Below are 23,742 nucleotides of genomic sequence, written 5' to 3'. Positions count from 1 at the left end.
GGCGAGGTCGGGGAGGAAGGCGTCAGGCCGCCGGTCGGCGAGGGTCTGGTAGGTGTCGACGGCGCGGGTGATGGCGGTCAGCGCCTCCTCCCGGCGCCCCAGATCGGACAGGCGGTTGGACTGGTTGTTCAGCGACATGGCGAGGTCGGGGAGGAAGGCGTCAGGCCGCCGGTCGGCGAGAGTCTCGCGGATCTCGACGGCGCGGGTGACGGCGATCAGCGCCTCCTCCCGGCGCCCCAGCCCTGTCAGACGGACGGACTGGTTGTTCAGCGAGGCGGCGAGGCCGGGAAGGTCGGGATTGTGTGAATCGTAGTGTTCGACCAGGGCTGTGGCGAGGTCGGCGGCCCATTCGCTGAGGGCCAGGGTGGCGTGCGGGATCCGGCTACTGAGGTCGCACAGCAGCGCGACGTCCGACGTGGTCCGGGTCAGCTCGGTCAGCGCGGCGATCAGGGGTGCGGGGTGCGCGGTACGGGTCGCGGTGGTCAGGGCGGCCGGTCCCAGTACCTCCGGGGCGGTACCGACGGCCTCGCGCAGGATGTGGCTGATCACGCCATTGTATTGGGGGTGCTGGCTGGTGCGGGCCAGGACAGTCAGGGCCTGGGCGGCTTGCGGGTCGGGGAGTTCGGTGAGGATGCGGGTGAACAGGGACCGTTCGCGGGCGGCCTCGGTGCCGAGCTGGTGTTCGGCGATCCGGTCGGGCTGGAGACTGCCCCATTCTGCTTCCGCGGGTGCGGGATACAGATCAGTGAGCCAGGTGGCCAACTCGCTGCGCACGGCGGCCGCGCTGTCGTCGCCCAGACCGGGCAGATGGGCCAGAAGCGCGCGGGCGTCGTCGCGATCGGTCGCGGGGACCATGCAGGCCAGGGCGACAGCCAGCGCACGCGTCTGGGTCCCGGTACGTTCCCCGCACAGGGCTTCCCGGCTGCTGGCGGTCTTGTCCCAGTAGCCACGCTCATGCCCCAGGAGTCGACCTTCGAGTGAGTTGGCCTGGTTGGTCGGCTGGGGGATGCCGGTGGCGTCAAGCAGGGCGAGAAGCGCGGCCATCTGCACCGACAAAGGCGTGTCGAACTCGCTGCCGTCCAGTGGCGGTCGTGCGGCCGGGGCAAGGACTGTGGGCAGGAGCGCCGACCAGTCGACGGTGGGGGACAGGAGGTGCAGCCGAGTACTGAAATCGCCCACCGCCTGCTGGTAGGCAGTGGCGCGGTCGTCGACGGCGGGGTGCAGGGCCGTTACCGGGGTGACGGCGGCGGCGGCCAGGGCCTGGCTGTGGGGGTGCTGCGCGGCGCGGGTCCACCAGTCGCCCGCGGCGCGGGCCAGAGCCAGCACCCGTACGGGGCTGTCCGCCTGGTCGTGGTCGACTGCTTCGAGCAGGGCATGTAGTTGCGGTGTACGGGTCTCGGCGTAGTCGACCACGATCAGCAGTGGGCGGCCAACCTGGGACAGGATGTCTAGCGGCACGGTGGTGTCGGTTGTCAGACGGATCGTCGTCCAACCCCGGACCGTCATCCGGGCGGCGAGCTCGCCGGACAGCCGGGTCTTGCCCGCTCCCCCCTGCCCGGTCAGCAGCCGCGCCCGCACAGGGCTCTCGCCCCACTCCCAGATCCCCTCGCCTGCCGCATCCGGCGGGCTGGACGCGGCGGTCTCGGGGGCCGGTTCGCACCAGTGGCTCAACTCCTTGAGGAGGTCGTCCCGCCCCATGAAGGACACCACCGCCTGCTCGGGGCGCAGCAGGTCGGCCGGTGAGCGTGGTGGCCGGGGTGTGGCCAGGCGGTCGGTGACGTCCTGGAGGTCGGCCGGCTCCAGGGACATCGGCCGTCCGGTGTGCTCCTCGACCAGCCGGCGCACGACCGGATTCGACGCCAGCGCGTAGGCGGGCATGGCCTCCAGTTGGGTGTGGCTCCAGCCGGGTGCGTCACCGACCACCACCCCGGTCAGCAGCGGCAGCATGCCCGGCCCGCTGCCGCACCACAGGGCCGCCCCCGACATCCCGCCCCACGGCGAGACCCCCTCCACCGGTGCGGCGCCACTGGCGCCGGCCAGGACGTAGCGGTCCCGGTCCCGGCCGCTCACAGGCAGCACGCGTCCGTCCCGCTGCACCAGCGACACCGCGTCCCCGCCGGCCTTCCCGACCTCCGGGAAACCGAACGCCCGTGCGGGACAGGACTGCATGGTCACCAGCCGCCCCCACCGCACCCCCGGCAACGGCCGGTCCGACAACTCCCCCTCCGCCAGCAACAGCGCTGCATCCCACCCCTGCGGACCGTCATCCAACTGCTGCCACATCACCCGGCACTTCACCACACCCGCCCGGTCCGGCAACTGCACCGACACCCGCGAGGGGTCCTTCAGCACGTGCGCGGCCGTCAGCACCAGCCTTCCGCCCAGCACATACCCCGACCCCCGCGCCTCCCCCGACCGCACCACCGCTATCCGCGCCCTGTGCACCCCGATCAGCCCTCCCCGCGATCGCGCCCGACTCCGATGTGCACCATCCCGCGGGCCGGCACCCCGTGGTCGGCGGGCGGGATGCCCGGCCCTACTCGCCGAAGCGGGAGCCAATCAACTCGCCTGTCTCGTCAGGCCGGTCGGTGTTCACGTGATAGGCGCCGTTGGTCACCGTGTCCTTCGGCGTCAGCACCAACTTCACCCGGTGCACCGACGCCTTCGACACCGACCCCTCCGCCCCCGCCGACACCACCCACGCCTTCACACCCAGCTTCCCCTTGCCCTCCCTGCGCATCTCCACCGAGAACTCCAACTCCACCGGCCCCACCTCGAACCGCGGACCGCTCCCCTCACCTGCCGCCGCGGCCACCAGCTCCGCCCGCAGATGCTCCACAGCCTCCGCGATCCCGATCTCCTCAGCCATCCTGAACCCCTCTTCTTTCGGCGCACAGCGCGTCACCGCCCCCACGGGCGATGCACCCGTGAGTACGACCACCACCACTGGATGAGTTCCCCCACCAACCCACACGACAACAAACGATCGAAAACAACCGACTCGACACACTGGAGATCGCTTGTGCGCCATCACGGGAAACGTCACACCCAGCCCTCACCCCAGCTTCCATCCCGTCTGCCGTCGACCCACACACCGTGGAGCAGCCGCGGTGCCGGGCGCCCAGGTGGAGCGCGCCACTGTACGAACGACCTGGACGCCCGGTGCCGTGTCTGCTCAGCTCTGCCTGGGTCGACGGCAGACGGGATGGGAGCCCCCACCGCCACACCCCACCGGCCGGCACCCGAGCACGGTCCCCCGCCATCCCGGAGCCTGAGCGCCCCCGCCGGAGGCATCGTCTTGAGCCGCACCCGCGGACCGCCTCGGCCGATCCGTGGTCGTCGCCCATCAACCCGAGCTGTCAGGCGTGCGGTCGGCGGCCGGGCTGGAGTGGGGCGTAGACAGGAGCGCAGGCCCGGGCGACGGGCCGTGCGCGGCGGGTGCCTTGACGAGGTAGAGAAATCTGTAACAGCTCCCTGCGGCCGCAAGCTCTGGGACCTGTCCGGTTGATCATGCGCAGCAGTCGCTGGCCCACGTTCCCGGGCACCGGTGCGTGCCAGAATCGGCAGATGGTGCTCGTGGGAGAGTTCTTCCTTGCTGGAGACGACGAGTCCGCAGTGCGTGTAGGACCGCGTAAGAGTCACGCCTTTCCTGCCGTGCCGTGTGACGGTGTCTATGCGGATGACGCGGTTCCGAGGTGGGAGGCCCTGCTGACCGGGGCAGAGAGTCCACTCAGATACGTGGTGCCGATGGCCAACGATGGCTTCACCGTCTTCGCTGTTCCGCAGCCGCTCTGCACGGCATTGGCAAGTGCAGGAACGGATCGGCTCCGAACCGCAGCTACGAGTTGGGCTGAGATCCTCTCTGAGCCCGACGATGAGATTTCACCAGACAGCGCGGTTGGTCTCCTTGAACGTCTGTCAGCCTTGGCCGGCAGTCGTAAGGAGAGAGGCCTGAGCCTGTACTGCTGGTACTTCGCTCCCTGATCACACCTCGTCGGCATGCCTGTAGCTGCGCTCCCAGCCTCGCCAGGGCGGAGCGAGCGGGCCTCGCTCCGCCGCCGGCCTCGACCTGACCCGCCGCTCCGTGGTCCTGGTCCGCCGTGCCCAGTCCGAGCTGCAGAACGGCACGCTGGCCGACAAGGCGCCGAAGACCGCTCCCGGCGTCTCCGGTGATATCCACTTCCACGACCTCCACCACACCGGGACCACCCTCGCCTCCAGCGCCGGGGCCAGCACGCGCGAGCTGATGACGCGGATGGGACACAGCACGACCCGGGCCGCGCTGATCTACCAGCACATGACGAGCGACCGTGATCAGCACATCGCCGGGAAGCTCGGCGAGATGATCCGCCAAGCCCGCCCGGAAGGGCCTTCTGGCACGTAGGTGGCACGGCCGTGATCATGCGAAAGGGCCAGCGCCGGGGAAACATGCCCCTGCGCCGGCCCTTTGCCTTGAGCCCCCTGTCGGGTTCGAACCGACGACCCCCGCTTTACAAGAGCGGTGCTCTGGCCAGCTGAGCTAAGGAGGCAGCGAGTGCAGTGTAACCAACCTCGTCCCGGCGACGGTCGGAAATCTCACCCCGGGCGGAGTGCTGACAGATGCCGCGGCGCCAGGTAGCGTCACGTGCAGTTCATCCAGGTGGACTAGACCTCAATCCTTCCTTTACTCGGATCGTCCGGCACGTTCCTGCCGGTGAAGGGACACATCACCATGGCTTCCGTCACTTTCGACAAGGCGACCCGGGTGTACCCCGGTGCCACCAAGCCCTCCGTCGACCAGCTCGACATCGAGATCGCCGACGGCGAGTTCCTCGTCCTCGTCGGGCCCTCCGGCTGTGGCAAGTCGACCTCCCTGCGCATGCTCGCGGGTCTCGAGGACGTCAACGCCGGCTCCATCCGCATCGGTGACCGCGACGTCACGCACCTGCCGCCCAAGGACCGGGACATCGCCATGGTGTTCCAGAACTACGCGCTGTACCCGCACATGAGCGTCGCCGACAACATGGGCTTCGCGCTCAAGATCGCCGGTGTCAACAAGTCCGAGATCCGCACCAAGGTCGAAGAGGCCGCGAAGATCCTGGACCTCACCGAGTACCTCGACCGCAAGCCGAAGGCGCTCTCCGGCGGTCAGCGTCAGCGTGTCGCCATGGGTCGCGCCATCGTGCGTGAGCCGCAGGTCTTCCTCATGGACGAGCCGCTGTCGAACCTCGACGCCAAGCTCCGTGTCTCGACCCGTACGCAGATCGCCGGCCTCCAGCGCCGTCTGGGCATCACCACGGTCTACGTCACCCACGACCAGACCGAGGCCCTCACCATGGGCGACCGCGTCGCGGTCCTCAAGGACGGTCTGCTCCAGCAGGTCGACTCGCCGCGCAACATGTACGACAAGCCGGCCAACCTCTTCGTCGCCGGCTTCATCGGCTCCCCCGCGATGAACCTGATCGAGGTCCCGATCACCGACGGCGGCGTCAAGTTCGGCAACAGCGTCGTCCCGGTCTCCCGTGACGCCATCGCCGCCGCCTCCGCCAACGGCGACACCACCGTCACCGTCGGCGTCCGCCCCGAGCACTTCGACGTGCAGGGCCCCACCGGCAAGGACGGCCTGGCCGTCACCGTCAACGTCGTCGAGGAGCTCGGCTCCGACGGCTTCGTGTACGGCTCCACCCGCGTCGGCGGCGAGGACAAGGACCTGGTCGTCCGCGTCGGCGGCCGTGACGTCCCCGCCAAGGGCACCACGCTGCACGTCGTCCCGCGCGCCGCCGAGCTCCACGTCTTCTCGACGTCGACCGGCGCCCGCCTCAGCGACTGACCTCAGTGGCTGACCTCAGTGGCTGACCTCAGCCGCGTGATGCCTGACGACTGACGCCTGACAGCCGGCGGCTGGTCCTGGCCGAACGGCCCCGTATCTCTTGCAGATGCGGGGTCGTTCGTCTTGGTGCAGGACCCCGTGGGGTTTACCGGGGAAAACCCCGGCATTCCCGGCCCACCCCCACCCCCCGCGTCAACACGGAATTCGAAAAGCCGCTTCGAACCATCCCCCGCGAGAGTGACTAAATGTCGCCATATCACTACCGGCCGCTACGCTCGCCTGCGTGACGCCTACTGCCCGCCGAATCGGCCGCTCTCTCGCCCTCGTCCTGCCCGTCGTCCTGGTGCTCTCGGGAACGCTCGCGGTGTCCGCCGTGCCGTGGGCCGGCGAGGACGCCGGGACCCAGCTGACGGCGTCCTCCTCCGAGGTCTCCGTCCGCGCCAAGTCCCGTGCCCCGCAGGACATTCTGCGCGACCAGCTCCTCGCCGAGCTCCAGGAGAAGGACCCCGGGGTCGCCCTCACCCACCTCCAGCGCGAGGTGGAGAACCGGCCCTCCCTCGCCAAGCACTGCATGTCCATCGCCCGCTCCCTCGGCCGCGCCGCCGTCGAGCAGTACGGCCCCTCCCGCGCCCAGGGCTTCTCGCGGCCGGTCTGCGACACCTCGTACGCGACCGGCGTGATGCACGCGAGCTGAGCGACGACGCTGAGCCACGACGCGCGTCCGGCCGTCGGGCGTCCGACCGCCGGACGTACGGGGCGCCTATCGTTCCCCGTATGCACACCACTCCGACGCAGGCCGTGGTCCTGGCGGGCGGCCAGGGCTCACGGCTCCGCCCGTACACCGACGACCGCCCCAAGCCGATGGTCGAGATCCCGGGCACCGGGACCCCGATCATCGGCCATCAGCTTTCCTGGCTTGCCGCCGAGGGCGTGACCGACGCCGTCGTCTCCTGCGGCCACCTCGCCGAAGTGCTCCAGGAGTGGCTGGAGAGCGCCGACCTCCCCCTCAAGGTGACGACGGTCGTCGAGACCGAGCCCCTGGGCCGCGGCGGAGGCCTCAAGTACGCCGCCGCACATCTGCCCGCGCCGGACCAGCCCTGGTACGCCACCAACGGCGACATCTGGACCCGCTTCTCGCTGCGCGAGATGGCCGCCTTCCACGACGAGCGCGACGCCCTCGCCACCCTCGCCCTGGCCCGCCCCCGCATCCCGTGGGGCGCCGTCGAGACCGACACCTTCGGCCACATCACCGACTTCATCGAAGCGCCGCCGTCGCCCTTCCTCATCAACGCGGGCGTGTACGTCTTCTCCGCGGCCTTCACGGAGCTTCTCCCGGACCTGGGCGACCACGAGCGCACCACGTTCCCCCGGCTCGCCCGAGAGCGGCGGCTGGCCGGCTTCCCGCTGCCCCAGGGGGCCTACTGGCGGGCCATCGACACCGCCAAGGACCTCACCGAGGCCGCCAAGGAGCTTGCCGCACAGCGGGGATGACCCACATGGCCCGCATGGCCCGCATGGCCCGCATGGCCCGCACGGCCCGCACGGCCCGCACGGCCCGCATGGCCCGCATGGCCCGCATGACCCGCATGACCCGCATGGCCCGCACGGCCTCCACGGCCTCCACGGCCTCCATGGCCGACTCCCACCGGGGATGACATCCCCGCACACGAAGAGGGCGGCACCGCGTTCTCGCGGTGCCGCCCTCTTCGTGTCCGTCGCCGTGGCCGGACGTCCGTACGTACGGAAGGTCGTCGGAAGGTCGTCCGGACGTCCCTCCGTACGGACTCCTCAGCCCAGCAGTCCGCCGATCGGGTTCCTCGCCCCGCCCGACGTCGAGCTGCTCTCCGACGGCGTGCCCGTCGAGCCGGTCGAGCCGCCGCCGGAGCCGCCGCCCGACGTGCTGCCGCCCGTGCTGCTCGGGGTGTCGCTGGTGGACGGCGGCGGCTCCGGGTTGGACTGCGTGGGCGTACGGCTGCTGCCGCCGCCACCGGTGCCGGTGCCCGAGCCCTGCGTGGCCGTCGGGCGCTGCTCCTGCGTCCGGGTGGCCTCGCGGGTGGTCTCGGTGGGCCGGGTCGCCTCCTGCGTCTCCTCGCGCTCCGCCGGGGCCTCGCTGGTCGCGGCGGGCGCGGGCACGGTGGACGCGGCCTGGGAGGGGGCGCTGCGCTTCGGCTCGGTGGGGAGCGGCCGGCCCGGGAGGTGGTTGATCGGGTCGTCGTTGGGGCCCGGGACGGTGACCATCTCGGTGGAGCGGACGGCGCCGCCGAGGACGGAGCCGATGAGGAGGGTGAGGCCGACGACGACCGCCGCGACGAGGGTGCTGCGGCGCACGACGCGGCGGCGCAGGTCCCACAGGTCGGCGCGCGGGCCGAGGGTGCGCCAGGCCTCGCCGGCCAGGCGGCCGTCGATCGAGTAGACGGGGGCGCCGGCGATGATCAGCGGGGACCAGGCGGCCAGGAAGATGATGTCGGCGGAGTCGTAGACCGGGACGGTCTTCCAGCTGACCGTGAGGAGCAGCGCGGCGGAGAGCAGGGCTCCGACGACGGCGGCGACGCGCTGCCAGAGGCCGAGGACGGTGAGGACGCCGACGACGACCTGGAGGAAGGCGACGGTGAGTCCGGCGCCGACCGGGTGCTGGAGGGCGAAGTCGCGGAGGGGTTCGGCGAGGGGCCAGGGGTGCAGGGAGTTGAGCCACTTGACCATGGAGCCGCGCTCGCCGCCGTCGAAGTAGACGGGGTCGCAGAGCTTGCCCATGCCCGCGTAGATGGAGATGAAGCCGAGGAAGACGCGGAGCGGGAGGAGGACGACGCCGAGGTTCATCCGGCGGCCGGGGTAGTAGGCGTGCCGGACAGTGTCCTGCCCGTGGCGCTGCGCGGGCCGGGCCTCCGCCGTGCCGTCCTCGTACGCCGCCGAGCCGGGTCCTTCGGTCTCGGGCCGGAGCTCGTACACGTCGTCGTACGCGCCCTCGGCGCGGCGCATCGGCGGCAGCAGGGGGCCGGAGTCGGCGGTCACCACGGGGGTGGGCATGGTGTCGCCGATGCGCGGGATGGCCTGGGTGGAGCCCGCGTCCAGACCCGGGTGGCCGCCGCGGCCGCCGTCACGACCGCCGTGGCCGACCGCCGGCTCCAGCGTGGAGACGGAGGACTCCCGTACGGCCTGGAGGAGGCCGGTCGCGCCCGGCGCGGACTTTCCGGTCCACACGACGGGACGACGGCGCGGTCCGCCCGCTCCTGCCCCGGCCCCGGACAGGGCTGCGGTGCGGGCGCCGGCGCCGATCTTCGGCTGCGGAGCCGGCGCGAGCCGCACACGGAAGCTGGCGTGGTTCACGATCACCTGGGCGGGATCGGAATCCACCTTGACCATGCTCAACGCGGGCTGATCGTCGAACCCCGGCCGGGGCGTTCTGGTGTCCACACTCATCTAACCGAGTGATCTGGGTTTAGGACACTGCCTTGACGGCTCGCAAATGTCCGAGACCCGTCAAGATCACGCCACGGCCGAGGCCGGAAGTACTACCGGCCCGGTGTCAGCGGGCCATCCGGCGGCGGGCCGCCTCGTAGAGCACGACACCGGCCGCGACACCGGCGTTCAGCGACTCGGCGCCGCCCGGCATCGGGATGCGGACGAGGAAGTCGCAGGTCTCGCCGACGAGACGGGACAGGCCCTTGCCCTCGGAGCCGACGACGATGACGACCGGACCGCCCAGCTCCTCCAGCTCGTGCACCTCGCGGTCACCGTCGGCGGCGAGGCCGACGACCGTGACACCGGCCTTCTGGTACTGCTCCAGGCAGCGCGTCAGGTTGGTGGCGCGGGCGACCGGGGTACGGGCGGCGGTGCCGGCCGAGGTCTTCCACGCACCGGCGGTCATGCCGGCGGCGCGCCGCTCGGGGACGACGACACCGTGGCCGCCGAAGGCGGAGACGGAGCGGACGACGGCGCCGAGGTTGCGCGGGTCGGTGACGCCGTCGAGGGCGACGATCAGCGGGTCGTCGTGGTCGTCGAACGCGGCCGTGACGAGGTCCTCGGGGTGCGCGTACTCGTACGGCGGCACCTGGAGGACGAGGCCCTGGTGGTTCAGGCCGTTCGTCATCCGGTCGAGCTCGGGGCGCGGCGCCTCCATGATGTTGATGTTGCCGCGGCCGGTGGCGAGGTTCAGGGCCTCGCGCACGCGCTCGTCGTTGTCGATGAACTGCTGCACGTACAGCGTCGAAGCGGGCACGCCGTCCCGCAGGGCCTCGAAGACCGGGTTGCGGCCGACGACCATCTCGGACAGGCCCTTGCCGCCGCGGCGGGCGACGGGCTTGCGCTTGGCCGTGTTCCGGGCCATCGCGTTGGTTACGCGGAATGCCTTGTGGCCCTTGCGGGCCTCGGCCTTGGGCGTCGGGCCCTTGCCTTCGAGGCCCTTGCGCCGCTGGCCACCGCTCCCGATCGTCGCACCCTTCTTGTTGGACGTGCGACGGTTCCTGCGCTGGCTGTTCCCGGCCATGACTACCTAATCCTCGGTGTTGCGTACGGAGGCGTACTCGGCCCTCGTACAAGGTCTGTAACTGAAGTGTGCCGCCCGGAGGCCCGAGCGGCACGTCTTCTAACGGTTGCCCAGCGTCCAGCGGGGGCCGTCGGGGCTGTCCTCGATGGCGAGACCGGACTGGTTGAGCTGGTCGCGGATCGCGTCCGCGGTCGCCCAGTCCTTGCGCTCGCGCGCCGACTCGCGCTGCTGGAGCACGAGCCGTACGAGGGTGTCGACGGCGCCGTGGAGCTCGTCGCCGCCACCGCTCTCCTCGGCCCAGTGCGGGTCGAGCGGGTCCAGGCCGAGAACGCCGAGCATGGCCCGGACCTCGGCGAGGCGGGCGATGGCCTCGTCCTTGTCGTCCGCGGCGAGGGCGCTGTTGCCCTGCCGGACGGTGGTGTGGATGATCGCGAGCGCGTGCGGCACGCCCAGGTCGTCGTCCATGGCCTCGGCGAAGGCCGGCGGCACCTCGGCGGCGGGCGCGACGTCCTTCCCGGCCTTCTCGGTGGTGCGCTGGACGAAGCCCTCGATCCGGGCGAACGCCGACTCGGCCTCGCGCAGGGACTCCTCGCTGTACTCGATCATCGAGCGGTAGTGCGGGGTGCCCAGGTAGTAGCGGAGGACGATGGGGCGCCAGTTCTTCACCATCTCGGACACCAGCACGCTGTTGCCGAGCGACTTCGACATCTTCTCGCCGCTCATGGTGACCCAGGCGTTGTGCACCCAGTACTGGGCGAAGGAGTCGCCGAAGGCCTTGGCCTGGGCGATCTCGTTCTCGTGGTGCGGGAAGATCAGGTCGAGGCCGCCGCCGTGGATGTCGAAGGCGGAGCCCAGGTACTTGTGGGCCATCGCCGAGCACTCCAGGTGCCAGCCGGGACGGCCGCGGCCCCACGGGGTCTCCCAGTCGGGCTCGCCCGGCTTGGTCGCCTTCCACATCGCGAAGTCGCGCGGGTCGCGCTTGCCGGTGATGCCGTCCTCGGCGGGCTGACGCAGGTCGTCGATGTCCTGGTTGGACAGCTCCAGGTAGCCCGGGAAGGAGCGCACGTCGAAGTAGACGCTGCCGTCGGCCTCGTACGCGTGACCGCGCTCGATGAGGCCGCGCATCATCTCGATCATCTCGGGTACGTGCCCGGTGGCGCGGGGCTCGTACGTCGGCGGCAGGCAACCGAGCGCGTCGTAGCCCGCGTTGAACGCGCGCTCGTTCTCGTAGCCGATGGACCACCAGGGGCGGCCCTGGTCCGCACCCTTGGCGATGATCTTGTCGTCGATGTCGGTGACGTTGCGGATGAACGTGACGTCGTAGCCGCGGTACGCGAACCAGCGGCGCATGATGTCGAAGTTCAGCCCCGAACGGATGTGGCCGATGTGCGGGGCCGCCTGGACGGTGGCACCACAGAGGTAGATCGAGACCTGGCCCGGCGTGAGCGGGGTGAAGGCACGGATCTGCCGGGCGCTGGTGTCGTACAGGCGAATAGTCACCACTCCAGGGTAGTGGGCGTGTGGTAGTGCCCCGATACCTGTTCGCCGTCTCCGATGACGTTTTTCACCGGTACCGGTGGATGCCGGTACCGGTGAACGTGACGACGGACGCTCCGGAACGCGGTTACGCGCGTGCCACCGGGTACACGAGGGCCGTCGCCAGCGCCGCGAGGCCCTCCGCGCGGCCCGTCAGACCGAGGCCGTCCGTGGTGGTGCCGGAGACGGAGACCGGTGCGCCGGCCGCCTCGCTCAGCGCCTTCTGCGCCTCGTCGCGCCGCTTGCCGACCTTGGGGCGGACGCCGATGACCTGGACGGCGATGTTGCCGATCTCGTATCCCTCGGCGCGCACGATCCGGGCGGCCTCCGCGAGCAGGGTGACGCCGGAGGCGCCGGAGTACTCGGGGCGGGAGGTGCCGAAGTGGGCGCCGAGGTCGCCGATGCCGGCGGCGGAGAAGAGCGCGTCGCAGGCGGCGTGGGCGGCGACGTCGCCGTCGGAGTGCCCGGCGAGGCCGTATCCGTCGTTCTCCCCGGCGTCCCAGAGGAGGCCGGCGCACCAGAGTTCGCGGCCCTTCTCGAAGGCGTGGACGTCGGTACCGATGCCGGTACGGGGGAGGTTCATCGGCTCAGAAGCCATCGTTGGCCCTCCTGCGGGCGAGTACGGCCTCGGCGAGGACGAGGTCGAGGGGGCGGGTCACCTTGAAGGCCTCCTCGTGGCCGGGCACGACGACGACGGGCGCGCCGAGCCGCTCGACCATACCGGCGTCGTCGGTGGCGCCCTCACCGGTGAGGGCGATGGTGGCGTGGGCGTTGACCAGGGTGTCGTGGTCGAAGCCCTGGGGGGTCTGGACGGCGCGGAGCCGGGCCCGGACCGGGGTGGCGACGACCTGCTCGGGGCCGCCCGGCTGCTCGGCCGGCTCGACCTCCTTGACGGTGTCGGAGACGGGCATGGCGGGGACGACGGCGACGGCCCCGTCCCGTACGGCCTCGATGACCGCGTCCACGGTGTCGACGGGGACGAGCGGGCGGGCCGCGTCGTGGACGAGGACGATGCCGATGCCCTCGGGGAGCGCGTCGAGGCCGAGGCGTACGGACTCCTGGCGGGTGTCACCGCCGGGCACGACGAGGTAGTCGGTGCGCTCGGGGAGGGCGTGGGCGTCGAGGAGGTTCTTGACCTCGCCGGCGCCGTCGGGGGGTGCGACCACGACGACGAGCGACACCGCGCGGGAGGCGGCCATCGCGCGGACGGCGTGGATGAGCATGGGGGTGCCGTTCAGCGCGCGCAGCGCCTTGGGGGCGCCCGGACCGAGGCGTACGCCCCGTCCGGCAGCCGGGATCACCACGGCGGTACGAGGAGGACGCGCTTCGTCTGACATCGGTTGCACTCCGGCAGGTTTGTTTCCGCGGCCGACATGGGTATGGCCTCACCGTGCCGGACGCTCCGCCTTGACCGGGCCCTTTCCGTGACGACGGTCGAGGCGTTGACGCCCGCGCACAGGGGTTCGGACGTAACAGGGGGAACGAGAGCATACGTACATGAACGCGCGTACGCGAAAGTGCGTACAGGAACATGCGTGCTGTCGCGGTCGTGCGGTGTCGCAGTGGTGAGACGTCTCAGTGGCGAGACGTCTCGTCGGTGAAATGCCGCACTCGTGAAATGCCGCAGTGCCCGGCGGCAGCACTGTGTGGATCACAGCACACCGACAGGCACCGCGGCATCGCTTCACTTGGTAGCGCGCTCGGATGTCTTCAGAGCACGCTCAGGACGCGAGGACCTCGTCGAGGAGAGCCTCGGCCTTGTCCTCGTTCGTGTTCTCCGCGAGGGCCAGCTCGCTGACCAGGATCTGCCGGGCCTTGGCGAGCATGCGCTTCTCACCGGCGGAGAGACCGCGCTCGCGCTCACGCCGCCACAGGTCGCGGACTACTTCGGCGACCTTGATGACATCGCCGGAGGCGAGCTTCTCGAGATTTGCCTTGTAGCGACGGGACCAGTTCGTCGGCTCTTCGGCGTACGGCGCGCGCAGCACCTCGAAGACCCGGTCCAGCCCGTCCTGACCGACTACGTCGCGAACACCGACGAACTCCGCATTGTCCGCCGGTACACGAACCGTCAGGTCGCCCTGCGCGACCTTGAGCACCAAGTAGGTCTTGTCCACGCCTTTGATCTGGCGAGTTTCGATGGCCTCGATCAGCGCGGCCCCGTGATGGGGATAGACCACGGTGTCGCCAACCTTGAACGTCATGTGACAGGTACCCCTTCCGTGGCTATCCAGGGTAACACGGATACGGCTTCTTCTGAATGGCGTTTTCGCAGGTCAGGGCATATCTCGGGGCTTGACAACAGCAACACGATCGTGCTGCGGAGGGCTTCCGGAAGGCGGTATTCGCAGGTCGGAGCGGCTGCACGGACGGAGAGAAACGCGCACGTTACACCTACCCGAAGCCCCTCCAGGGAGGGGCGATGCCCCGTTTTGTCGGGTTCGGTGCGGCCTTCCCAACGTACTCCGTTCGAGCATCGTCCACCCGTACGGATGCATCACGGGGTGATTCCGCAATTGATCAGCGGATGCCGGTCGGGGTTTTTCCGGAGGTACGGCTCCGGGGAATGCGGGGCGGCCCTCGAATTGATCAAGGCGGTTATGTGAACACCAGGTCAATGGGTCGTGATCCGGCCACGGCGGCCGATGCACGGCGAGAGCGGCGGACGGCATGCGGAGCGCCCGGGAACCGCTCCGGGACCGACCCCGGAGACCCCGTGGCCGGTAAGGGGCGGGTCGGGTGCGGGACGGAGAGTGCGGCTCGGTAACCTGAGCGCGCTGACACACCCTTAGTTGGTCTTAGCTGGTCTTAGTTGGTCTTTGGTCCCGAAGCAGTCCGAAGCCTGTCCGTAGCCCGTCCGTACGTCCTAGGAGATGCCGCCGCCGTGAGCCGCAGCCTTCGACGCGGCGCCCTCGCCGCCACCGCCATCGTTTTCTCCATCGCCGCGCTGTCCGCCTGTGGTGCGGGCAACGACGCGCAGACGCTCGGCGTCAAGCCGGACAACGCCGCCGTCACCGTGGACGACGTCAAGATCCAGAACGCTCTGGTGATCACCCAGCCCCTGGACGTCGCCAAGGGCCCGGCCGTCGTCTCGGCCACCGTCTTCAACAACGGCCGGCTGCCCCAGACGATCCAGTCCATCACCCTGCCGGGCAGCAGCGCCACCGTGGCGCTGAAGCCGGCCACGGGCGCCGGCCCGGTCATCGTCCCGGCCAACGGCTCCGTCGTCATCGGCGGCGAGGGCAACGCCTCCGCCGTCATCGAGAACGGCAGCGAGGCCGCCCGCGACGGTGACGCGCAGAAGGTCGTCTTCAAGCTCAGCCGCACCGGCGACGTGAGCCTGAACGCCTTCGTGGTCCCGGCGACGAGCTACTTCAAGGACTTCGGCCCGACGATCGTCCCGGCGCCCCCGGGCACCGAGCCGACCGCCACGGCGACGCCCTCGGGCGCGGCCGAGGGCGAGCACGGCGGCGAGGCCACCGGCGAGCCGTCGGGCGAGGCGAGCCACGCGGCCGGCCACTGACCGTACGTCCACGTGAAAGGGCGCCCTCCCCGGCGGGGAGGGCGCCCTTTCACATGTATCCGGTCCACCGAGGTTCGGTCTACGGCTCGAACTTGTACCCCAGGCCACGGACCGTGACCAGGTAGCGCGGGGCGCCCGGGTCGGGTTCGAGCCCCATCCCGCGTGCGCCCCTCGCACCGCTCGGCCCAGGGGGCCTCACGGGCTTCGGAGCGCTGCGCCGGACTCCGTCCGGCCTCGTGGGCCGAGGTTCGGTCTACGGCTCGAACTTGTACCCCAGGCCACGGACCGTGACCAGGTAGCGCGGGGCGCCCGGGTCGGGTTCGATCTTGGCGCGGAGGCGCTTGACGTGGACGTCGAGGGTCTTGGTGTCGCCGACGTAGTCCGCGCCCCAGACCCGGTCGATGAGCTGCATACGGGTCAGCACGCGGCCCGCGTTGCGCAGCAGCATCTCCAGGAGGTCGAACTCCTTCAGGGGCAGGTCGACCTTGCCGCCCGCGACCGTCACCACGTGGCGGTCGACGTCCATCCGGACCGGGCCGGCCTCCAGGGCCGCGGGGGTGACCTCCTCCGGCTCACCGCGGCGGCGCAGGACCGCGCGGATGCGGGCGACCAGCTCCCGCGAGGAGAAGGGCTTCGTCACGTAGTCGTCGGCTCCTATCTCCAGCCCGACGACCTTGTCGATCTCGCTGTCCTTGGCCGTCACCATGATGACGGGGACGTTCGAGCGGCCGCGCAGCTGACGGCACACCTCGGTACCGGGGAGCCCCGGAAGCATCAGGTCGAGGAGGACGAGGTCGGCCCCGTTGCGCTCGAACTCGTCGAGGCCGTCGGGCCCGGTCGCCGCTACTGCGACTTCGAAGCCCTCCTTGCGAAGCATGTAGGACAGGGCGTCGCTGAAGGATTCCTCATCCTCGACGACAAGCACTCGGGTCACGGAAGGACCTCCGGGGCAGGAAGCGGTTCGGTCATGAGATCAGGGGTGAGGGACGAGGCGGGTCGGCGGTCCCGTACGGCGCCCGCCTCGGGCAGCCGCAAGGTGAAGGTGGAGCCCTGACCCTCGGTGCTCCAGACGGTGACCTCTCCGCCGTGGGAGGCGGCCACGTGCTTGACGATGGCCAGGCCGAGTCCCGTACCGCCGGTGGCACGGGAGCGGGCCGGGTCGACGCGGTAGAAGCGCTCGAAGATGCGCTCGCGGTCCCTCTCGGAGATGCCGATGCCCTGGTCGGTCACGGCTATCTCGATCAGGTCCCCGCCCGGCGCCGCGATGTTGCGGGCGGCGATGCCCACCCTCGTACGGGCCGGTGAGTAGTTGACGGCGTTCTCCACGAGGTTACCCAGGGCGGCGGCCAGCTGACCGCGGCTGCCCCAGACGTAGAGGTCGGCCGCACCCCCCGACACCATGGTGATCTGCTTGGTGGAGGCGGGCTGCCGCGAGCGGTCGATCGCCTCGGCGACGAGTTCGTCCACGGACACGGGCTCGGAGTCTTCCAGCGGGTCGTCGTTCTGCACCCGGGAGAGGTCGATGAGCTCCTGTACGAGGTTGGTGAGGCGGGTCGCCTCTATCTGCATGCGGCCGGCGAAGCGGGTGACCGCCTCGGGGTCGTCCGAGGCGTCCATGACCGCCTCGGAGAGCAGGGAGAGCGCGCCCGTCGGGGTCTTGAGCTCATGGCTCACGTTGGCGACGAAGTCGCGCCGTACCGCTTCGATACGACGGGCCTCGGTGAGGTCCTCGACCAGCAGCAGCACGAGGCGCGAGCCCAGCGGGGCGACCCGGGCGGAGACGGCGAGGGCCTCGCCGCGTCCGCTGCCGCGCCGGGCCAGGTCCAGCTCGACCTGCCGTATCTCTCCGTCTCGGCGGGTGTCACGGGCCATGTTGAGCATGGGCTCGACAGCCAGTTTCCCGCCGCGGACCAGGCCGAGTGCGTACGCCGCCGAGCTGGCCTTCACCACGGAGTCGCTCTCGTCGAGGACGACCGCGGAGGAGCGCAGCACGGACAGTACGGTGTCGACGCCGGGCGGGAGCACGGCGTCGGTGTGCAGGGAAGTACGGGTGGGTCTCGCCTGGTCGCGTTCGCTCCAGCGAAACGCCAGCATGGCGATCACGCCGGTGCACACGCCGGCGATCGCGGCCAATGCGGCGACCGCCGCGTTCACGTCCATGTCTCCCAGGTTATGCGGGTCCGAGGGCTCTCTCCCAGCCGTCCGAGTGGCTGCTCGAACACTCGTCGCTCAGAGTTCACCCCCAGGACCTGGTTGGTTCACATGTCCCGGGAGGGGCGACGGCTTACGTCGCCCAGAGTTCACCTGGGAGAAGGTATTGATTCATGTGCGCGGGTGGAACCGGACGCGTGGAGGGCCGAACGTGGGAGCGTGGGGATCCGAGGCCCCCATCCGGACCCCGAAGCTTTGCCGAGCTTTGCGTAGAGAGGGACATCCATGCGGGACGCGTACCACGAGGAACTGGACTCGATCGGCGAGAGCCTGGTCGAGATGGCCCGGCTCGTCGGGTCGGCGGTCGGGCGCGCCACCACGGCGATGCTCGACGCGGATCTCAAGCTCGCGGAGAGCGTGATCGCCGCCGACCAGAAGGTCGACGACCTCCAGCACGAGCTGGAGGCCCGGGCCATCGCGCTGCTCGCGCGGCAGCAGCCGGTGGCGACGGATCTGCGGATAGTGGTCACCTCGCTGCGGATGAGCGCCGACCTGGAGCGCTCGGGCGACCTGGCGCAGCACGTGGCGAAGCTCGCCCGACTGCGGTTCCCCGAGACCGCGGTGCCGCGGGACCTGCACGCGACCATCCTGGAGATGGGGCAGCTGGCGCAGCGCCTGATGGCGAAGGCGGCGGAGGTCATCATCACGAAGGACGTCGACCTGGCGCTCCAGCTGGAGCAGGACGACGACGAGATGGACCTGCTGCACCGGACGCTGTTCCAGCACCTGATCGACGACCGCTGGAAGCACGGCATCGAGACGGCGGTCGACGTGACGCTGCTCGGCCGCTACTACGAGCGGTTCGCCGACCACGCGGTGTCGGTGGCGAAGCGTGTGGTGTACCTGGTGACGGGTGAGCACGCGGACGAGCTCCAGGCGGCGGACGCGCCGGTCGACGGCGCGTAGCGCACGGGCGCCGATGCGCCGTTGATGCGCCGGTCCGGGTGGGCATGCAATGGGGGGAGGCGATGTGCGCCTCGAAAGGGAGGGACCCCCATGGCCGAATCCCCCGACACGACCGTGACCGACTCCGGGGCGGAGGCACCGCGTGAGGCGGTGCACCTGCCCCTCCTGGGCGCCTGCGGGTGCGGCTCGGGCTGCGGCTGCGGCTGCCAGTCGGGCGGCCCGTGCCAGTGCGGCGGCTGCTCGGGCTGATCGGGTGCGACGGAGGGGGTGGGGTGCGGCATCCGCACCCCACCCCCTCCGGCCCCGTCTCCCCGCTCTATATGTCCATCACGCCGACGGTCTCGCCGCCGCTGGTCTCCCCCGTCGTGCGGAAGCCGAGACGGTCGTAGAAGGCGCCGGGCCCTTCGTCGCCGGGTTCCCAGGTGACGTACAGCTGCGATGCGCCGCGCCGGCGCAGCTCGTCGCGGACGGCTTCGACGGCGAAGCGGCCGTACCCCTTGCCCTGCTTGTCGGCGGAGATGTTGAGCCGCCAGAGGCCGCTGCGCCGGTCGTCGGGGTCCTTCTTCACGTTCCACTGGATGTCGACGAAGGCCATCAGGAAGCCGACGAGCTCGTCCCCGTCGAAGATCAGCCGCGGCCAGGCGGTCTCCCCGAAGGCGTACGCCTCGGCGAGGGAACGCACGACGGGGGAGACGTTCCGCTCCTGGTGGGGGTGGACGCGCAGGTCGAGCGCGGCGTCGATCGTGGCCGGAGTGATCTTCTCCAGGCGGAGTGCGGTGGTCATGGCCCGGACGGTAGCCGGATCGTGGGCGGTCGTCGCATGATTTCCGCGAGGGGCGGCGGCTGGAGTGATCCAGCCGCCGCCCGCTCGCCTTCCGCCGCCTAGCGCACGAACACCACGGAGCGGAGCGTCAGCCGCTCCGAGGCGGGCCGGCCGTGGGGGCGCAGGGTCCAGGAGTCTCCCGCGCAGTCGGGCTCGGTGAAGACGATCGCGAACTCGTCGGTGTCGTTGTGCGGCGCGAACGCGGGCTCGGAGGCACCGGGGTCGGCGGCCTCCGGGATCGTGACGCACTCGCCGCTCGCCGGATCGAGCAGCGTGCCGGTCTGCGGTTCTCCGCTGATGCCGATGAACCGGTAGTGGAACTCGCCGGTCGCGGCGTGGGCGGGCGTGGCCAGAGTGGCGGTGAGGGCAAGGGCGCCGCAAGCGGCGGCGAAGGAGTGCCGGAGACGCACGAACGTTCTCGTTTCATGGGAGGGGACGGGTTCCTCCGCACTCCTGCCTCCTCCTCACGTCCCCCACGCGGAGAGCGCGCGCCGGAAGGTTTCCCCCTCACCCGTCCGGCGCAGCTTCGGTGCTTCGTGCCTCGATCTGCCGGGCCTCAGCGCTTCAGCGCTTCAGCGCGGCGACGGCCGTGTCGAAGGCGGAGTCGCGGTTCTGCTCGAACTCCGCCTCGGTGAAGACGGGCGTCGGCAGGTGCGGGGGGATGCCGGTGATGTCGAAGGTCCTCCCCGTGCGGGTCAGGAACTCCTCGTTCGGGAGCGTGAACTCCATGCCGTTCGGGAGCGAGCGCTCCAGCATGTCCGAGAAGACGCCCTGGGTCGGTCCCCCGACACGGACGGTCCGGCCGGGTCGGTCGATGAGGGCCTGGATGAAGCTCTCCCCCGCGCTGAACGTCGTGTCGGCCGTGAGCACGGCGACGGGGCCGGTGTAGCGGGGGGCGTCGCGGGCCGGCTCCACGCGGACGGACTGCGGCGCGGTGTACCGGGTGCGCTTGCGGTAGGCGAGGTACGGGGTGTCGGTCAGGCGTCCGGCGAGGTGCACGCCCAGGGCGTCGTCGCCGCCGCCGTTGAGCCGGAGGTCGATGATCAGCCCTCGGAGGGATTCCGTGCGCTCACGGGTGAGGACGGCGTCCAGTGCCCGGTCCAGTTCGGCGAGCTGGCCGGCGTACGTGCGGTCCTTCGGGTTGTAGCCCGCGAATCCGGAGATCCGCAGGTAGCCCTGTCCGTCGGGCAGGTCGGCGTAGGAGATGCGACCGTTCCCGAACTCCTGTGGAGTCCTCCCGCCGAGGTCCCGCCGGACGATGTGCTCCTTGACCCTGGCGTCCAGGGCCTGGAGATCGCTCGTGGTGCCGGGCCGGAAGTGGGGGTCGGAACGGAGCTTCCCGTAGGAGACGGAGACGTGCGCGTCGTTCAGCGGAGCCACCATGTCGTCGAAGAGGGCGAGGAGTTCCTCCCTGGTGGTGTCCGCGTGGACCTTGGGGCGGTAGGCGTCCCGGACGGCGTGCCAGTCGATGCCCCGGTCCGCGAAGAAGGGGTAGTTCTCCTCGAAGGTCTGCCAGAAGACGTCGAAGGCCGTCAGTGCCGTCACCTTGTCGGTGGGCAGCACGTGGTCGCAGGTCTTCGGCAGCGCTGCGAGCCGCCGCAGTCGGCGGTCGCCGGTGGCGCCGGCCACGTGCAGCGTGCCCTGCGGGCGGACCGTGAGCAGGGTCTTGTCCTCGGTGCGATAGGTGCCCGGGGCCGTACGGACGGCCGCCTCGCCCGGTACACAGCTGATCGCCGTGGTCTGGTGCTCCTGCAGGTGCCCGTCCGCGATCGACAGGACCGTGCCGTAGCCGTCCACGCGCCAGACTCCGTCGACCGAGCTCCCGGCGCCGGTCGGGTGTCCCGCCGCGACGGCGGGCAGGGTCGTCCCGACGGCCAGGGTCGATGCCATGACGATCGTCATGGCGATGGCTCCTCCGAGCCTCTTGTGTCGCATTCAGTTGTCCCCGTTCTCGTCCACGGCGTGCCGGGCCGGTGCGGCCCCACACAGAAAACGATCATGGCCGGGACGCGTGCCCGGGGAACATCCGGCGAACCGGTGGCCCGATCGGGGGTTAACCCCCGGACGCACTTTCGATCCCGGGTCTCATCGACCGGGGATCGCCTCAGCCGGCCGGCGGAGTCGGCGGACTCAGCGGGCCGGCGGGCTCAGCGGGCCGGCGGAGTCGGCGGGCTCAGCCGGCCGGTGGAGTCGAGCGGGCATAGCGCGACGCGAGCCGGCGGAGGTGGGTGACCAGTTCCTCCGGCTCGGTCACGTCGAAGTCGAAGTCGAGCATGCCCAGATAGACGGCGAGGGTCTGCACCGTGTCGGCCCCGGTGGTCAGGACGCAGCTGTCGGCGTCGACGGCCTCGACTGTGCCCACCGCGGGGTTGATCCGCTCGATCACCGCCGTCGCCGGCGCATGGACGGTCACGCGCGCATGGTGGCGCCAGGCCGCGCTCGACACCCGTCGGGAGACGTACGAGGCGACGTCGCCGCCGGGCAGTTCACGCGGAGCGAAGCGCGGTCCTGTCGGGGTGCGGGGCTGGATCCGGTCGATCCTGAACGTACGCCAGTCCTCGCGGTCGACGTCCCACGCGACCAGATACCAGCGCCGTCCCCAGTTCACCGCCCGGTACGGCTCCACCACGCGGCGGGTGGACGAGCCGACGTGGTCCAGGTAGTCGAAGCGCAGTCGCTCCCGGTCGCGGCAGGCGGACACCAGGGTGGTGAGCACCTCCGCGGAGACGCTCGGCGCCGGACGGTCGGCGGGCACGGCCACGGTGTAGGCCTGGAGTGCCCGCACCCTTCGGCGCAGCCGTGAGGGCAGCACCTGCTCCAGCTTGACCAGGGCCCTCAGCGAGTTCTCCTCGGTGCCCGGGACAGCGCCCTGTGCGGCGGTGCGCAGCGCGATCGTCACCGCGACGGCCTCCTCGTCGTCGAGGAGCAGCGGGGGCACCGCTGCCCCGGCGCCCAGCCGGTAGCCGCCGGTGGATCCGCGTGTGGCGTCCACGGGGTAGCCGAGCTCGCGCAGTCGGTCGATGTCGTTGCGGACGGTGCGGCCGCTCACCCCCAGGCGCTCGGCCAGTTCGGACCCCGGCCAAGCCCGGGGGGTCTGCAGGAGGGAGAGCAGGCGCAGCAAACGTGCGGAGGTGTCGAGCATGAGGCCCAGCCTGTTGTGTCATTAGGAAGGCGACGTGCCTATATTGAGAATACTGTTTCATGCATGGAGATCAGCAGCAGCACCGACGCCCGGATCCACCCGTACCGCATCGACATCGCGCAGGCCGAGCTCGACGATCTGCACGACAGGCTGGCCCGCAGCCGCTGGGGCAGTGAGATCCCCGGCACCGGCTGGAGCCGGGGGGTCCCCACCGACTACCTCAAGGCCCTGGCCACGTACTGGGCCGACGGTTTCGACTGGCGCAAGGCGGAGGCGGAGCTCAACGAGTTCCCCCAGTTCACCACCGAGATCGACGGCCAGAACATCCACTTCCTGCACGTCCGTTCGCAGAATCCGGCGGCCGTCCCGCTGCTCCTGCTGCATGACTGGCCCTGCTCGTTCGTGCAGTTCGTCGAGGTGATCCGTCCGCTGGCGGAGGACTTCCACGTCATCGTGACCTCGACGCCCGGCACCGGCTTCTCCGGTCCGCTCGGCGAGGCCGGGTGGAACACCGGACGCATCGCGGGCGCCTTCGTCGAGCTGATGGACCGGCTCGGTTACGACTCCTACGGCGTCCAGGGAACGGGTGGCGGCGCCTGGATCGCCGCCGAGATGGGGCGCCGGGCGCCCGATCGGGTCGTCGGCATCCACGTCAACGGCCTGATCACCTTCCCCTCGGGGGACCCCGCCGAATTCGAGGGGCTCACCGGAGCCGAGCAGGAGCGCCTCGCCCGGCTGGAGGACTTCCAGCAGGACAAGATGGGCTTCAACGCCATCCAGTCCACCCGCCCGCAGACCCTCGCCTATGGACTGCACGATTCCCCTGTGGGCCAACTCGCCTGGATCACCGAGAAGTTCAAGGAGTGGACGGACCCCGCCGCCGAGCTTCCCGAGGACGCCGTGGGCCGGGACCGCCTCCTGACGAACATCAGCGTCTACTGGTTCAGCGGCACGGCCGGCTCCTCGGCGAACCTCTACTACGAGGCCGGTCACGATGCGAGCGCGTGGGCCCCGAAGGCTCGCGGCACCGTCCCGACCGGTGTCGCCGTCGCCCTGGGCACCGACGTCGCCATCCGCCGCTTCGCCGAGCGGGACCACAACATCACCCACTGGACCGAGCTGGAGCGCGGCGGCAACTTCCTCGCGCTTGAGCAGCCCGAGGCGTTCGTCACCGACGTCCGCGCCTTCTTCGGCGCACTCGCCGGCTGACCCCGGCAGGGCCCCCTGAGGGCCGGCGCCGCACGGCCCGCAGACGGCCTAGACGGCCCACAGACGGCCCACAGGCATGAACAAAGGCCCCCACTCGCGG

At 70.6% G+C, this 23,742-nt stretch carries 23 protein-coding genes and 1 tRNA gene; 9 read left to right on the top strand and 15 right to left on the bottom strand.

Going from position 1 to position 23,742, the window contains the following annotated elements; all coding sequences use genetic code 11:
- Window positions 1–2,388, bottom strand: a 2,388-nt coding sequence (locus E0F75_RS36685) for a tetratricopeptide repeat protein (protein WP_229315306.1), incomplete at its 3' end; no start/stop codon positions are given.
- A 148-nt stretch (window positions 2,389–2,536) separates the two neighbouring features.
- Entirely contained in the window at window positions 2,537–2,869 is a 333-nt protein-coding gene (locus E0F75_RS36680; protein WP_229315305.1) for a trypco2 family protein, read from the bottom strand.
- Window positions 2,870–4,084: 1,215 nt separating this feature from the next.
- On the opposite strand from E0F75_RS36680, the gene E0F75_RS36675 reads away from it, so the two are divergent.
- Window positions 4,085–4,384: a hypothetical protein gene (locus tag E0F75_RS36675; RefSeq protein ID WP_229315304.1), complete on the top strand. Its 300-nt coding sequence runs from the start codon at window positions 4,085–4,087 to the stop codon at window positions 4,382–4,384.
- Window positions 4,385–4,455: 71 nt separating this feature from the next.
- Here the strand turns inward: E0F75_RS36675 and E0F75_RS36670 are convergent.
- Window positions 4,456–4,529, bottom strand: a tRNA-Thr gene (locus tag E0F75_RS36670).
- Between the two features lie 182 nt (window positions 4,530–4,711).
- Here E0F75_RS36670 and E0F75_RS36665 point away from each other — a divergent pair.
- The 4 genes from E0F75_RS36665 (at window position 4,712) to E0F75_RS36650 (ending at window position 7,464) form a co-directional block, all read left to right on the top strand.
- Entirely contained in the window at window positions 4,712–5,809 is a 1,098-nt protein-coding gene (locus tag E0F75_RS36665) for an ABC transporter ATP-binding protein (protein WP_229315303.1), read from the top strand.
- A gap of 283 nt (window positions 5,810–6,092) precedes the next feature.
- Entirely contained in the window at window positions 6,093–6,503 is a 411-nt protein-coding gene (locus E0F75_RS36660) for a hypothetical protein (protein WP_229315302.1), read from the top strand.
- An 80-nt stretch (window positions 6,504–6,583) separates the two neighbouring features.
- The gene (locus E0F75_RS36655) at window positions 6,584–7,300 is read left to right on the top strand and encodes a nucleotidyltransferase family protein (protein ID WP_229315301.1); all 717 of its coding nucleotides are present in this window, start codon (window positions 6,584–6,586) and stop codon (window positions 7,298–7,300) included.
- A gap of 5 nt (window positions 7,301–7,305) precedes the next feature.
- Window positions 7,306–7,464: a hypothetical protein gene (locus tag E0F75_RS36650; protein ID WP_229315300.1), complete on the top strand. Its 159-nt coding sequence runs from the start codon at window positions 7,306–7,308 to the stop codon at window positions 7,462–7,464.
- 133 nt (window positions 7,465–7,597) lie between these two features.
- Here the strand turns inward: E0F75_RS36650 and E0F75_RS36645 are convergent, their stop codons facing one another.
- From E0F75_RS36645 to E0F75_RS36620, 6 genes are all read right to left on the bottom strand, one after another.
- Window positions 7,598–9,226, bottom strand: a complete 1,629-nt coding sequence (locus E0F75_RS36645) for a DoxX family membrane protein (RefSeq protein ID WP_229315299.1) — start codon at window positions 9,224–9,226, stop codon at window positions 7,598–7,600.
- Between the two features lie 106 nt (window positions 9,227–9,332).
- A complete protein-coding gene (gene rlmB, locus E0F75_RS36640) occupies window positions 9,333–10,292 on the bottom strand; it encodes a 23S rRNA (guanosine(2251)-2'-O)-methyltransferase RlmB (protein ID WP_229315298.1) in 960 nt (319 codons plus the stop codon).
- Window positions 10,293–10,391: 99 nt separating this feature from the next.
- Complete coding sequence (cysS, locus tag E0F75_RS36635) at window positions 10,392–11,792, bottom strand: cysteine--tRNA ligase (RefSeq protein ID WP_229315297.1); 1,401 nt, start codon at window positions 11,790–11,792, stop codon at window positions 10,392–10,394.
- 124 nt (window positions 11,793–11,916) lie between these two features.
- The gene (ispF, locus tag E0F75_RS36630; protein WP_229315296.1) at window positions 11,917–12,426 is read right to left on the bottom strand and encodes a 2-C-methyl-D-erythritol 2,4-cyclodiphosphate synthase; all 510 of its coding nucleotides are present in this window, start codon (window positions 12,424–12,426) and stop codon (window positions 11,917–11,919) included.
- Entirely contained in the window at window positions 12,416–13,165 is a 750-nt protein-coding gene (gene ispD / locus E0F75_RS36625; protein ID WP_229315295.1) for a 2-C-methyl-D-erythritol 4-phosphate cytidylyltransferase, read from the bottom strand. The genes ispF and ispD overlap by 11 nt, the downstream gene beginning before the upstream one ends.
- A 384-nt stretch (window positions 13,166–13,549) precedes the next feature.
- Window positions 13,550–14,032 (bottom strand): CarD family transcriptional regulator, encoded by a 483-nt coding sequence (locus E0F75_RS36620; protein ID WP_003953493.1) that lies wholly within the window; start codon window positions 14,030–14,032, stop codon window positions 13,550–13,552.
- Window positions 14,033–14,712: 680 nt separating this feature from the next.
- Between E0F75_RS36620 and E0F75_RS36615 the strand changes: the two genes are divergently transcribed.
- Window positions 14,713–15,351: a DUF461 domain-containing protein gene (locus E0F75_RS36615; RefSeq protein ID WP_229315294.1), complete on the top strand. Its 639-nt coding sequence runs from the start codon at window positions 14,713–14,715 to the stop codon at window positions 15,349–15,351.
- Between the two features lie 253 nt (window positions 15,352–15,604).
- Here the strand turns inward: E0F75_RS36615 and E0F75_RS36605 are convergent, their stop codons facing one another.
- The gene (locus tag E0F75_RS36605) at window positions 15,605–16,285 is read right to left on the bottom strand and encodes a response regulator transcription factor (RefSeq protein ID WP_015035162.1); all 681 of its coding nucleotides are present in this window, start codon (window positions 16,283–16,285) and stop codon (window positions 15,605–15,607) included.
- Entirely contained in the window at window positions 16,282–17,511 is a 1,230-nt protein-coding gene (locus E0F75_RS36600; protein ID WP_229315293.1) for a cell wall metabolism sensor histidine kinase WalK, read from the bottom strand. Before E0F75_RS36600 ends, E0F75_RS36605 begins: the two co-directional genes overlap by 4 nt.
- A 276-nt stretch (window positions 17,512–17,787) precedes the next feature.
- Here E0F75_RS36600 and phoU point away from each other — a divergent pair, with 276 nt between their 5' ends.
- Together phoU and E0F75_RS36590 are read left to right on the top strand one after the other, a co-directional pair.
- Window positions 17,788–18,468 carry a phosphate signaling complex protein PhoU gene (gene phoU / locus E0F75_RS36595; protein WP_229315292.1) on the top strand — a complete coding sequence of 227 codons (681 nt, stop codon included), beginning with the start codon at window positions 17,788–17,790 and terminating at the stop codon, window positions 18,466–18,468.
- 90 nt (window positions 18,469–18,558) lie between these two features.
- Window positions 18,559–18,717: a hypothetical protein gene (locus tag E0F75_RS36590; protein WP_229315291.1), complete on the top strand. Its 159-nt coding sequence runs from the start codon at window positions 18,559–18,561 to the stop codon at window positions 18,715–18,717.
- Between the two features lie 67 nt (window positions 18,718–18,784).
- Here the strand turns inward: E0F75_RS36590 and E0F75_RS36585 are convergent, their stop codons facing one another.
- The 4 genes from E0F75_RS36585 to E0F75_RS36570 all read right to left on the bottom strand — a co-directional run bounded on the left by E0F75_RS36585 (window position 18,785) and on the right by E0F75_RS36570 (window position 22,433).
- Window positions 18,785–19,252: a GNAT family N-acetyltransferase gene (locus E0F75_RS36585; RefSeq protein WP_229315290.1), complete on the bottom strand. Its 468-nt coding sequence runs from the start codon at window positions 19,250–19,252 to the stop codon at window positions 18,785–18,787.
- A gap of 98 nt (window positions 19,253–19,350) precedes the next feature.
- Window positions 19,351–19,701: a hypothetical protein gene (locus E0F75_RS36580; protein ID WP_229315289.1), complete on the bottom strand. Its 351-nt coding sequence runs from the start codon at window positions 19,699–19,701 to the stop codon at window positions 19,351–19,353.
- Between the two features lie 154 nt (window positions 19,702–19,855).
- On the bottom strand, window positions 19,856–21,193 hold the full coding sequence (locus E0F75_RS36575; protein WP_229315288.1) for a S41 family peptidase: 1,338 nt from the start codon (window positions 21,191–21,193) through the stop codon (window positions 19,856–19,858).
- A gap of 271 nt (window positions 21,194–21,464) precedes the next feature.
- Window positions 21,465–22,433, bottom strand: coding sequence for a YafY family protein (locus tag E0F75_RS36570; RefSeq protein WP_229315287.1), 969 nt, complete (start codon window positions 22,431–22,433; stop codon window positions 21,465–21,467).
- A gap of 63 nt (window positions 22,434–22,496) precedes the next feature.
- Between E0F75_RS36570 and E0F75_RS36565 the strand changes: the two genes are divergently transcribed.
- The gene (locus E0F75_RS36565; protein WP_229315286.1) at window positions 22,497–23,642 is read left to right on the top strand and encodes an epoxide hydrolase family protein; all 1,146 of its coding nucleotides are present in this window, start codon (window positions 22,497–22,499) and stop codon (window positions 23,640–23,642) included.
- The last annotated feature ends 100 nt before the right edge of the window (window positions 23,643–23,742 follow it).

It is taken from the genome of Streptomyces sp. CB02980 (assembly GCF_014451325.2).
In the GTDB taxonomy this organism is placed as follows: Bacteria; Actinomycetota; Actinomycetes; order Streptomycetales; family Streptomycetaceae; genus Streptomyces.
Note: the sequence above shows the minus strand (reverse complement) of the source record. Positions and strands in the feature narration are given on the sequence as shown.